The 12,058-nt window shown below is 61.8% G+C and carries 12 protein-coding genes; 6 read left to right on the top strand and 6 right to left on the bottom strand.

Annotated elements, in window-relative coordinates; translation table 11 throughout:
- Positions 1-10 precede the first annotated feature (10 nt).
- Complete coding sequence (locus AC1DYC_RS02630; protein ID WP_477403729.1) at positions 11-889, top strand: ABC transporter permease; 879 nt, start codon at positions 11-13, stop codon at positions 887-889.
- Positions 890-913: 24 nt separating this feature from the next.
- On the opposite strand, the gene AC1DYC_RS02625 is transcribed toward AC1DYC_RS02630, so the two are convergent.
- The 6 genes from AC1DYC_RS02625 to AC1DYC_RS02600 form a co-directional block, all read right to left on the bottom strand.
- On the bottom strand, positions 914-2,305 hold the full coding sequence (locus tag AC1DYC_RS02625; protein WP_477403727.1) for a sensor histidine kinase: 1,392 nt from the start codon (positions 2,303-2,305) through the stop codon (positions 914-916).
- A 3-nt stretch (positions 2,306-2,308) separates the two neighbouring features.
- Entirely contained in the window at positions 2,309-2,983 is a 675-nt protein-coding gene (locus AC1DYC_RS02620) for a response regulator (protein WP_477403725.1), read from the bottom strand.
- A gap of 132 nt (positions 2,984-3,115) precedes the next feature.
- Positions 3,116-3,919 (bottom strand): amino acid ABC transporter ATP-binding protein, encoded by an 804-nt coding sequence (locus AC1DYC_RS02615; protein WP_023671483.1) that lies wholly within the window; start codon positions 3,917-3,919, stop codon positions 3,116-3,118.
- A 21-nt stretch (positions 3,920-3,940) separates the two neighbouring features.
- Positions 3,941-5,098, bottom strand: a complete 1,158-nt coding sequence (locus tag AC1DYC_RS02610) for an amino acid ABC transporter permease (RefSeq protein WP_477403723.1) — start codon at positions 5,096-5,098, stop codon at positions 3,941-3,943.
- A gap of 4 nt (positions 5,099-5,102) precedes the next feature.
- Positions 5,103-6,290, bottom strand: a complete 1,188-nt coding sequence (locus tag AC1DYC_RS02605) for an amino acid ABC transporter permease (protein ID WP_477403721.1) — start codon at positions 6,288-6,290, stop codon at positions 5,103-5,105.
- A gap of 63 nt (positions 6,291-6,353) precedes the next feature.
- The gene (locus tag AC1DYC_RS02600; RefSeq protein ID WP_477403719.1) at positions 6,354-7,382 is read right to left on the bottom strand and encodes an amino acid ABC transporter substrate-binding protein; all 1,029 of its coding nucleotides are present in this window, start codon (positions 7,380-7,382) and stop codon (positions 6,354-6,356) included.
- 469 nt (positions 7,383-7,851) lie between these two features.
- On the opposite strand from AC1DYC_RS02600, the gene AC1DYC_RS02595 reads away from it, so the two are divergent.
- From AC1DYC_RS02595 to AC1DYC_RS02575, 5 genes are all read left to right on the top strand, one after another.
- Positions 7,852-9,024 (top strand): cystathionine beta-lyase, encoded by a 1,173-nt coding sequence (locus AC1DYC_RS02595; protein WP_477403717.1) that lies wholly within the window; start codon positions 7,852-7,854, stop codon positions 9,022-9,024.
- A gap of 230 nt (positions 9,025-9,254) precedes the next feature.
- The gene (locus tag AC1DYC_RS02590) at positions 9,255-10,340 is read left to right on the top strand and encodes an HPP family protein (protein ID WP_477403715.1); all 1,086 of its coding nucleotides are present in this window, start codon (positions 9,255-9,257) and stop codon (positions 10,338-10,340) included.
- Between the two features lie 105 nt (positions 10,341-10,445).
- Positions 10,446-11,108, top strand: coding sequence for an RNA polymerase sigma factor (locus tag AC1DYC_RS02585; protein WP_477403713.1), 663 nt, complete (start codon positions 10,446-10,448; stop codon positions 11,106-11,108).
- A 107-nt stretch (positions 11,109-11,215) separates the two neighbouring features.
- Positions 11,216-11,740: a DUF4142 domain-containing protein gene (locus tag AC1DYC_RS02580; RefSeq protein ID WP_477309217.1), complete on the top strand. Its 525-nt coding sequence runs from the start codon at positions 11,216-11,218 to the stop codon at positions 11,738-11,740.
- 2 nt (positions 11,741-11,742) lie between these two features.
- Positions 11,743-12,051 (top strand): cupredoxin domain-containing protein, encoded by a 309-nt coding sequence (locus AC1DYC_RS02575; protein WP_477403711.1) that lies wholly within the window; start codon positions 11,743-11,745, stop codon positions 12,049-12,051.
- Positions 12,052-12,058 lie beyond the last annotated feature (7 nt).

Below are 12,058 nucleotides of genomic sequence, written 5' to 3'. Positions count from 1 at the left end.
GGAGAACATCATGACTGATGCTGCCATCGACATCAGCACCGGAAGCTTCAGGCCGGGAACCTCAGACGCTGAAATCGAGGCCGCCGCCGCCAAGGCTGCGAAGCAGCGGCGCCGCACGGTGATCTTCTGGCGGATCGCCATCCTCGTCGTCTTCCTCGCCTTGTGGGAGATCGCCGCCCGCCTCGCCTGGATTGATCCGTTCTTCTACGCGATGCCGAGCACGATCGCCGAAAGGCTCTACGAATGGACAACCGAGGGCACGTCCGAAGGACCGCTCTGGTACCATCTCTACGTGACCATGGAGGAAGCCACTATCGGCTTCGTGACCGGGTCGGTCGCTGGCATCATCATAGGCGTCGCGCTTGGCCGTAACCGCATGGCCGCCGACATCTTTTCCATCTATATCAAGGTGATCAATTCCATTCCTCGTGTGGTGCTGGCGCCGATCTTCATCATGATCCTTGGTCTTGGCCTGGCTTCGAAAGTGGCGCTGGCCTTCGTCATGGTCTTCTTCGTCGTCTTCCACAACGCCTTCCAGGGTGTGCGCGAAGCCGACCGGGCGATGATCGCCAATGCCCGCATCCTCGGTGCTTCCAATTGGCAATTGACCCGCTCGGTGATCGTACCGTCGGCGATGAGCTGGATCTTCGCCAGCCTGCATGTCAGCTTCGGCTTTGCCATCATCGGCGCCATCGTCGGCGAGTTCGTCGGCTCGCGCTACGGCATCGGCCTGCTGATCAACATCGCCAAAGGGTCCTTCGACGCCGCCGGCATGTATGCGGCCATCGTCATCGTCATGGTGGTGGCGCTCGGCGCTGAATATCTGATGACGCTGGTCGAGGACCGGCTGGCGAAGTGGCGACCGCAGCCCCTGCACGAGACGCAGTAAGGCTGCGTCGAGTTCAGGGCTGAATCAAGTCCGGGCTGGCGGGTGGGCCGGCAGCCTGACTTGCGCGCTCAATCCAGGCGGCGGCCGGCGATTGGCGAGTTCGATCTGGCCGTCGTGCGAGGAGACGATCTCGCGCACGATGGCAAGACCGAGACCGGTGCCTTCGCTACCGGCCTCGGAGCCACGGAAAAAGCGCTCGAAGACCTTTTCCCGGTCCCCGTCAGGAATGCCCGGTCCAGTGTCTTCCACCTGCAGCACGATCCAGCCCGCCTCGTGGCCAATCCTTGCTGTGACCGAACCGCCTTGCGGTGTGTAGCGCAGGGCGTTGTCGACCAGGTTGACGACCAGTTCGCGAAGCAAAGTCGGATGCCCCCACACGACGAGGCCATCTTCCTCGGACTCGAAGCCGAGATCGATGTTGCGCGACAGTGCCGCCTGCGCCAGCCCCTCGAGGGCATCCCTGGCCACGGCGCCGAAATCGACGTCGGATTTCATCAGCGAAACACTGCCCTGTTCGGCGCGGGCGAGCGACAGCAGTTGGTTGGACAGCCTCGCCATGCCATCGACCGACATGTCGACCGCGGCCAGAACTTCATCCTTGGTGGCGATATCGTGTTCGCGCAGGCCGACGCTGACCTGCGTCTTCAACAGCGCCAGCGGCGTCCGTAACTGGTGCGCGGCGTTGGCGACGAACCGCCTCTGCGTGGCTATCTGGCGCTGGATGCGGTCGAAGGCCTCGTTCAGCGCCTCGACAAGCGGCCGTAATTCGCTCTGGACGGCGGCGGCGGCGAAAGGTTTCAGCTCCGTCGGATCGCGCTCCATCACATCGTTGCGAAGCCGCAGGATCGGCGCCAGGCCACGGCGCAGCCCGAAAACGCCGAGCAGGCCAGCAGCCGCGACGAGCAGCACCTGGTCACGCAGCGCCTTGAGCCATAGGCTGGTCATCAGCTTGTCGTGCCCCCTCAGCGTTTGACCGACCGCCACCATTGCATTGCCCGGGTTCTGCTTGCTGACGATGGGCTGAGCAATCGCAACCGCGTGGACAGGCTGCTCGCGAAACGTCGTTTCGAAATAGACCGGATTGAGATCGACGGGTTGACCAGGCGGTGCGATGACATCGGGATAGCCGGCAATGACCTGGCCACGTGGTGTCGTCACGCGATAGACGACGCGGTCGGGCTGATCGGAGGCGAACATTTCCAGCGCCGCGGGGGGGATCGGCGCTTCCAGCACACCGTCGTTTTCGCGAATGTTTTCCGCGATCACCCGAGCCGATGCCAGAAGAGTTCGATCGGTGATCAGATTGGCAGTCTCCTCCGCGTTTTTGTAAGTCGTCCACACGTTGAACGAGACGACCGCCGTCAGCGGCACTACCAGCCAGCCGAGCAGTTCACGCTGGAGGCTTCTGTTGGCCATCGTCTATTGGCCATCGTCGATTCTGAGGGCGTAGCCGAGACCGCGAAGCGTGGTGATGGCCATGCCGCTGCCCTCGAGCTTCTTCCTGACGCGGTGGATGCAAATTTCCAAGGCGTTCGGGTTCGTCTCGTCGTCGAAGCCGAAGGTGTTCTCGGCCAACACGGTCTTCTGCACCGGCCGTCCGGCGCGCATAATCAGCGTTTCAAGTACGGCGTGTTCCCTGGCCGTCAGATGAAGTGGTGTTTCACCGAGCACGAAGGTTCGCCCTTGTGTGTCGAAGGCGAGCCTGCCGAAGCGCACCATTGGATCGAAATTCACCCGCCCACGCCTGAGCTGCGCACGGACGCGCGCTTCGAATTCATCGACGTTGAACGGTTTGACCAGGTAGTCGTCGGCGCCACTATCGAGGCCTCGAACCCGGCTCGATACAGCGTCATTGGCGGTGAGAATGATGACCGGAGTCGTGCTGCCGCGGCCACGCAGCCGCCGCAGCACTTCGATGCCGTCAAGATGCGGCAAAGCCAGATCGAGGATCACCAAGGCGTAGTCCTGGCTGGCAAGTGCCGCATCGGCATCATCGCCGCGAAAGACGCAATCGATCACATAGTTGTCGCGCCGCAGCAGGCGAGCAAGCCACGTCGACAATTCGCGATTGTCTTCAGCGAGCAATATGCGCATCGGTTGGTCCGTCTACGGCACCGCCTTGCAGTTTTCGAGTCGTGAACTGGCGGCGGGTACGCACTGGCGGCGGAAACACAAAAGAGCCTGGCCGCATTGCGGCCGGGCTCTTCCGGTTTGCATGAAAATGCTTCAGTGCAGGATCTGAGACAGGAAGAGCTTGGTGCGCTCGTGGCGCGGATGGTCGAAGAACTCGGCCGGCGTGTTCTGTTCCACGATCTGGCCCTGATCCATGAAGATCACCCGGTTGGCGACCTTGCGGGCAAAGCCCATTTCGTGGGTGACGCACAGCATGGTCATGCCTTCCTCGGCCAGACCCACCATGGTCTCCAGCACTTCCTTGATCATTTCGGGATCGAGCGCCGAGGTCGGCTCGTCGAACAGCATGATGCGAGGGTTCATGCACAGCGAGCGGGCGATCGCCACGCGCTGCTGCTGACCGCCCGACAGCTGGCCCGGATATTTGTTGGCCTGTTCCGGGATTTTCACGCGCTTGAGGAAATGCATGGCGATTTCCTCGGCCTGTTTCTTCGGTGTCTTGCGCACCCAGATCGGCGCCAGCGTGCAGTTCTCCAGGATAGTCAGATGCGGGAACAGGTTGAAGTGCTGGAACACCATGCCGACCTCGCGGCGCACCTCGTCGATCTTTTTCAGATCGTTGGTCAGTTCCTTGCCGTCGACGATGATCTTGCCCTTCTGGTGTTCTTCCAGCCGGTTGATGCAGCGGATCATCGTTGATTTGCCGGAGCCCGAAGGACCGCAAATGACGATCCGCTCGCCGCGCATCACCTTGAGGTTGATGTCCTTCAGCACGTGGAACTCGCCATACCATTTGTGCATGCCGATGATGTCGATGGCGACATCGGTGGTCGAGATGTGCATCTTCTTGGCATCGACCTTGATCTCTTCGGCGCTGACGGCGTTTTCTATGACCATGGCAGGTTCCCCTTTTTGTTCTTAGCGTTTGTGGCCGGTGTCGAGCCGGCGTTCCGTGTACATCGAATAGCGCGACATGCCGAAGCAGAGCATCCAGAAGATGAAAGCTGCGAAGATGAGCCCGGAGCGCGCGGTCTGTGGCGTCGCCCAGGTGGCATCCGAGAAGTTCTGTTTGACGACGCCAAGCAGGTCAAACATCGAGATGATGATGACCAGGCTGGTGTCCTTCAACATGCCGATGAACGTATTGACGATGCCGGGAATGACCAGCTTCAGCGCCTGCGGCAGCACGATGAGATTCATCTTCTGCCAGTAGCCGAGACCAAGCGAATCGGCACCCTCATACTGGCCCTTCGGGATTGCCTGCAGACCGCCGCGCACCACTTCCGCCATATAGGCGGCGGCAAACAACGAGAAGCCGATCAGCGCCCGCAGGTACTTGTCGAAGGTGACGCCGGCCGGCAGGAACAGCGGCAACATGACGCTGACGAAGAACAGCACCGTGATCAAAGGAATGCCACGCACCGCCTCGATGAAGATCACGCAGAGCATTTTGACGATCGGCATCTTCGAGCGCCGGCCGAGCGCCAGCACCGTACCCAAGGGCAGTGACACGGCGATGCCGACGAAAGCGAGGCTGAGCGTCACCAGCAGTCCACCCCAGCGCGCGGTCTCGACATGCGGCAGGCCGAACACGCCGCCCAGCAACAGGAAGAAGGCGACAACCGGAAGCGCCAGAAACAGCAGGATGGCGTTCAACCCCTTGCGCGGCACGCGCGGCATCAGCATCGGGACAAGCAGCACGACGAACAGGATGGCGACCAGGATCGGCCGCCAGCGCTCCTCGATCGGATAGGTGCCGAACATGAACTGGCCGAACTTGGCATTGACGAAGGCCCAGCACGCGCCAGTCCAGCCGTCCGGCTGGATACCGCCCTGCGCGACCGTCGCGCAGACCGAACGGTCCGGCCCAGTCCATACAGCGTTGATGAACGCCCAGTTGATGACTTGCGGCAGGATCATGATCACCAGTGCCAGACCGATGATGGTCAAGATGGCGTCGCCGACCGACCCGATCAGATTCTTGCGCACCCAGGCCATCGGGCCGCGCACGCTCGATGGCGCAGGTTGCGCCAGCGCCATTTCGGTGCGGACCCAGGACATGTCGTGTTCCTGCATGGTCTTACCTTTCCACCAGAGCCATTCTGGCGTTGACCACGTTCATGACCGCAGAGGTCACGAGGCTCAGTATAAGATAGGCGATCATCATGATCAGCACGCCCTCCACAGCCTGGCCAGTCTGGTTGAGCACTGTTCCGGCGGTCGCCGTCAGGTCGGGATAGCCGATGGCGATGGCCAGCGACGAATTCTTGGTCAAATTCAGATACTGGCTGGTCAGCGGCGGGATGACGATGCGCATGGCCTGAGGCACGACAACCAGTCGCAAAATCGAGCCCGGCCGCAAGCCAAGCGCGGCAGATGCCTCGGTCTGGCCCCTGTTCACGCCCCTGATCCCGGCACGCACGATCTCGGCAATGAAGGCCGCGGTGTAGAAGGACAATGCCAGATAGAGCGACAGAAACTCCGGTTTGACCTGAAAGCCGCCGGTCAGATTGAAGGTCGACTGCTTTGGAAAATCAAAGCTCAGGGGAAAGCCGCTCAGCGCATAGGCCAGTAGCGGCAAGCCGACGATCAGCGCGATCGAGGTCCAGAACACCGGGAATTGCTGACCGGTCGCCATCTGCCGCTGGCGTGCCGTGCGCGCGACGAACCATGCCATGGCGATGCCGACGAGAAAAGCGACGAAGATCAGCCAGGAGCCATCGGCCCATACGGCGCGCGGAAAATAGAAGCCGCGCTGGTTCAGGAAGGAGCCGAACGGCAGGTTGTAGCTGTCACGTGGCGCCGGCAGCACGGCCAGCACACCTGAATACCAGAAGAAGATAACCAGCAGCGGCGGGATGTTGCGGAAAATCTCGACATAGACCGTGCAGATCTTCTGGATCAGCCAGTTCTGCGATAGCCGGCCGATGCCGATGACAAAGCCGATGATGGTTGCTGTGATCACCCCGGCCACGGCAACGATGATTGTGTTGAGCAGTCCAACCAGGAGGGCGCGTCCGTAGGTCGAGTCCGACGTGTAGGCAATCGGCGTATCGGAGATATCGAAGCCGGCCCTGGCGTTCAGAAACTGGAACCCGGAAGTGATGTGGAGACGGTGCAGATTTACAACAACGTTGTGGACGATCCACCAAACGGATCCAACCAGCAGGATTACCACCACCGCCTGGAAAACAATCCCGCGGACTTTTGGATCATTGATGAGAGAACCCCGGCTCGGTTCCTCGCGAAGAACTTCCTGCGACGCCATTGCGCTATCCCCTGGAAAGAGAAACCGGAAGGCAGACGATCTGCCTTCCGGATCACATTTCGATCAGCGGATCGGTGGTGCGTATTGCAGACCGCCCTTCGTCCACAGCGCGTTGATGCCGCGCGCGATCTTCAGCGGGCTGCCCGAACCGACGTTGCGTTCAAACATTTCGCCATAATTGCCGACGGCCTTGACGATGTTGACGACCCAGTCATTGCTCACGCCGAGATCGGTGCCGATCTTGGTTTCGGCTTCCTGACCGAGCACACGCTTGATCTCAGGGCTGTCAGAGGCCTTCATCTCGTCGACATTGGCCTGGGTGATGCCCAGTTCCTCGGCCTGCAGCAGTGCGAAGTAGGTCCACTTGACGATGTGGTACCACTGGTCGTCACCCTGGCGCACGGCCGGGCCGAGCGGCTCCTTAGAGATGATTTCGGGCAGCACGACATGATCGGCCGGCGCGCTGAGCGTCAGACGGATGCCATAGAGACCCGACTGGTCGGTGGTGTAGACGTCGCAACGGCCAGCGTCATAGGCGGCGTTGACCTCTTCCAGTTTTTCGAAGACGACCGGATTGTACTCCATCTTGTTCGCCTTGAAGTAGTCGGCGAGGTTGAGCTCGGTCGTGGTGCCGCTCTGCACGCAGACCGCCGCACCCGAAAGCTGCAGCGCCGAATTGACGCCCGGCAGCTTCTTGGCGTTGATCATGAAGCCCTGGCCGTCATAGTAGGTGACGCCGATGAAGTTCAGGCCGAGCGCGGTATCGCGATTGATGGTCCAGGTGGTGTTGCGCGACAGGATATCGATTTCGCCCGACTGCAGCGCAGTGAAGCGCTCCTTGGCGCTAAGCGGGGTGAACTTGACCTTGGTGCCGTCACCGAAGACGGCAGCCGCGACAGCGCGGCAGAAATCAGCATCGATGCCTTTCCAGTCGCCCTTGTCGTCAGGCGCCGAGAACCCGGCCAGACCAGTCGAGACACCGCACTGGATGAAGCCCTTCGCCTTGACGTCATCGAGCGTGGTCGCCGACGCAGACGAAGCCATCCATCCAAGCGCAGCGGCGCCGAGAATGCCAATTGCAATGTGTTTCATAACCCACAGACCCTTTTCTGTTTTCAGGTAAACCCTGATCCTCAGGCAAATCCTGATCTTTTTTCCGCGTGAACCCGGCTCCCATCCGGTGCATTCCGGAACCCCGCGTCGTAACCGACGCCCGGCCCCTCCCATTCACGAACTGCATCGAAGGCGATTATTCCTGTGAGGTCAAGGGAAATGACCGATTCACGACAGCTTTGAAAACCAATTGCCGCGAATGCCTGAAATGCGCACAAGAGCACCAGGAAATCGGCAACCCGTGCAAACAAATCAGTCAAAGAAGCAGCCGCACAAGTCCATAGCTCCCGGCAGACTCCGCCGTCACTACAGCTATGCTTTGCTGGAAGTCCCGAACCGATGGATTGGCCCATGTAAACCCTACCGCTTGGCGGATCCACGGCTGTTGCGCGGGCTTTGCCGCCGCTTTATGGCTGATCTCCTGACATCCTTTGACAGGCGGCGAACCATGGCTACAGACGGCACCGAACTGGGCATCAACACGCGGCTTGCCCATTCGGGCAACGATCCGCACGACTATTTCGGCTTCGTCAATCCGCCGATCGTGCATGCCTCGACCGTGCTCTATCCCAATGCGGCGACGATGGCGGCGCGCAGCCAGAAATACACCTACGGCACGCGCGGCACGCCGACCACCGACGCGCTGGCGCATGCGATCGACGCGCTGGAAGGCTCGGCAGGCACGATAATTGTGCCCTCGGGCCTGGCGGCGGTAACGATCCCGCTGCTGGCGTTTCTCTCGGCAGGCGATCACATTTTGATCGTCGATTCCGTCTATCATCCGACCCGCAATTTCGCCGATACAATGCTGAAGCGGCTGGGTGTCGAGGTCGAATATTACGATCCGCATGCCGGCGCCGGCATCGCCAAGCTGATCAGGCCCAACACCAAGGTCGTGTTCACGGAATCGCCGGCCTCCAACACCTTCGAGGTGCAGGATGTCCCGGCCATCGCCAAGGCGGCGCACGCGGCCGGCGCCATCGTCATGATGGACAACACCTGGGCGACGCCGCTCTATTTCCGCCCGCTCGACCACGGCGTCGACATCTCGATCCATGCGGCGACGAAATATCCCGCCGGCCATTCCGACGTGCTTTTGGGCACGGTGTCGGCCAATGCCGAGTGCTGGAAACAGCTTTGCGAGACGTTCTACACAATGGGCTGCTGCGCCGGCCCCGATGTCGTCTACCAGGTGCTGCGCGGCTTGCGCACCATGGGCGTGCGGCTCGATCATCATCAAAAGAGCGCGCTTGCCATTGCCAGCTGGCTGGAGAGCCAGCCTGGCGTGGCGCGCGTGCTGCATCCCGCGCTTCCCAGCCACCCCGACCACGCGCTGTGGAAGCGCGATTTTTGCGGCTCGAGCGGCATCTTTTCCATTGTGCTCAAGGGCGGCGGCCAGAAACAGCAGCACGCCTTCCTCGATGCGCTGAAGATCTTCGGCCTCGGCTACTCCTGGGGTGGCTATGAGAGCCTTGCCGTGCCGGTCTTCCTCGGTGATCGCACCGTCGCCAAGGGCCCCTATGACGGCCCGCTGCTGCGCCTGCAGATCGGACTCGAGGACGTCGAGGACCTCAAAGCCGATATTCTGCGCGGACTGGCCGCTGCAGCCGCTGCGGTGTGACACAAGCAGACCTGCGATGCTGATTCCGCAAACCCGCCCAACGTGTTGAAAGGACTTGCCAGGCGGCTTTCGCAGGATGATCGGCGTCGCAAAGCCGCTCATTGCCCGATCGCGCGCAATGTTATTTTCCCCAACGCGCACTTTTCCGGATTGGTTTGACTTTCAAAGTCGGCGGTCCGGCGTCATTGCAGGCGCTTCGAGCCGCAGATTCCAGCCAGACTGAGCTTGCCATGGCCTTTCGCCTCTTTGTCCCCATTCTCGCCGGCGCGACGCTGCGTGAGCGCCTCATCGCCTGTATCGGCGCGATGATCGGCATTGCGCTGACCGGGGCGATCGGCGCGCTGGCGCTCGGCAACGGCCCGCATGTGCCCCTGCTGGTGGCGCCGATGGGCGCGTCGGCGGTGCTGCTGTTTGCGGTGCCTGCGAGCCCGCTGGCGCAGCCATGGTCAATCATCGGCGGCAACACCATATCCGCGCTGATCGGCGTGATCGTTGCGCATTTCGTGCATGAGCCGGCTCTCGCCACGGGCATGGCCGTGGCGCTGGCGATCGCCGCCATGTCGTTCACGCGCTGCCTGCATCCGCCGGGCGGCGCCGCCGCGCTGACCGCCGTGCTCGGCGGACCGGCGGTGACCAGCGCCGGCTTTCTGTTTCCCTTCGTGCCGGTGGCGCTGAACTCCATCATTCTGGTCGCACTCGGCTACGCTTTCCACAGGCTGTCGCGACGCAGCTACCCGCACCGGCCCGCCCCTGCCGCCAACAGCCACGGAACGGCCGACCCGCCGGCGGTGCAGCGCGTCGGCTTCCGGCCCGAGGATATAGATGCCGCACTCGGTGCATTGGACGAGACCTTCGACATCGACCGCAGCGATCTCGAATTGCTGCTACGCCAGGTCGAATTGCAGGCCATGGTCCGATCGCACCGGACGTTGCTGTGCGCGGACATAATGTCCCGCGACGTGGTGTCGGTGCCTGAACACGCCTTGCCCGATCAGGCGCGACAGCAACTCCTCGACCACAACATCCGCACCTTGCCGGTGGTCGACGCGGAGACAAGGCTGGTCGGCGCCGTCGGCCTGCGCGAATTGACGAAAGCCACCGATACGGTGAAAGGCGTGATGTCGAACGCCGGCACCGCCTCCCCCGACACGCCGGCAATGAGCCTGTTACCCATACTCACCGACGGGCGCAGCCATGCCGTGGTCATTGTCGACAGCGAGCGGCGCATCCTCGGCCTGATCACGCAGACCGATCTTCTAGCTGCCGCCGCGCGGATACAGTCGGCAGACAAGGCGCGGCCAGAAGCTGTAGGATAGACCGCTCCAGGTGGAGAAACGTCGGGAACCTTTTGCCCGCGGCCGCGTCCAATGTCCCGAGCAAGCGTCTGTCCAGGGAGTGCGGTCGTGATCAGGAAGTCAGCAATGCAAACTGCCGCGGTTTCCGCGTCCGGCGACATGCTGCTTGTCCACCGCGCAATGGCGCACGAGGCGGATGCCTTCCGCGCCATCATCAAGACGCACAACCAGCGGCTCTACCGCATCGCGCGCGGCGTCGTGCGCAACGACAGCGAGGCCGAGGACATCGTCCAGGAGGCCTATGTCCGGGCCTTTGCCGCTCTGGCGACGTTTCGTGGCGATGCTTCCCTGGCGACCTGGCTGTCGCGCATCGTCATCAACGAAGCCCTCGGCCGCTTGCGCAAGAGGCGGCGCACCGTGGCGATGCCTGCGAACCCAGAAGCACAAATCATCCAGTTCCCCTTGAACCCAAGTGACGATCCGGAGCGGACGATGGCGCAGCGGCAGATCCTCAGGCTGGTCGAGCGAGCGACCGACAACCTTCCAGACGTCTATCGGACAGTCTTCATCGCCCGCGTTATCGAAGGCCTGAACATCGAGGAAACGGCTGATCTGCTTGGTGTGCGGCCCGAGACCGTCAAGACCAGATTGCACCGGGCGCGAGCGCTCGTGCGCAAGGCGCTGGATGACGAAATCGGCCCGGTGCTGCTCGATGCATTTCCCTTCGCGGGCCGGCGTTGCGACCGATTGACCGAAGCGGTGATGAAGCGGCTCGGCCTGCAAAGCTGATCTTCGTTCTTCGCTGATGCCTCGGGAACGTTTCTTCCCATCCCGCATCCAATACGCGTCAACCCAGATGAAGCCCGCTGCCTTCGCGGTCGGGCGAAGGAGATGCCATGATTACCCGACACATAGCCGCGCTCGCCACCGTCCTGTTGATGGGCACGGCCCCGCTTGCGCAGGCTGCGGACAAGCCCACCGATCCGCAGATCGCTCATATCGCCTACACCGCGGGCGCGATCGACATCGAGGCAGCCAAGTTGGCTATCAAGACGTCAAAGACCAAGGAGATTGTCGATTTCGCCAAGGACATGGAGCGCGACCATGAGGCGGTCAACAAACAGGCACTCGACCTGGTCAAGAAGCTCAAGGTGACGCCGGAAGACAACGCCACCAGTCAGGCGCTGAGCGCGGCGGCGAAAGAGGAGCGCGCCAAGCTCGCCAAGCTCGAAGGTGCCGCCTTCGACAAGGCCTATATCGAAAACGAGGTCGCCTACCACAAGCAGGTCAATGGCGCCCTTGAGACGCTTTTGATCCCCTCGGCCAGCAATGCTGAGCTGAAGGACCTGCTCGAAACCGGCCTCAAGATCTTCCAAGGCCACGAGCAGCATGCCGAACATGTCGCCGGCATGCTGAAATGACAATGGCTGCGCTGATATCGACGCTCTCGGTCGCGCTGGTGCTTTCCGCGTCACCGGCGATGGCGGCAACGATCGAGGTTACGATCGAGAAGCTTGTCTTCTCGCCGGCAAGCGTCGAGGCCAGGATAGGCGATACGATCGAGTGGGTGAACAAGGATGCTTTCGCCCACACCGCCACGGTGAAAGGCGGCTGGGAGGTGACGATCCCGCCCAAGTCGACGGGAAAAATGACCCTGAAGGCGGCAGGAGCAGTCGACTATTTCTGCCGCTTCCACCCCAATATGAAGGGTCACCTGGACGTAGCGCAGTGAATCCACA

The organism is Mesorhizobium sp. P2_E7 (assembly GCF_056403855.1).
The sequence above is the reverse complement of the archived record's forward strand: the minus strand, read 5'-3'. Positions and strand labels throughout refer to the sequence as shown.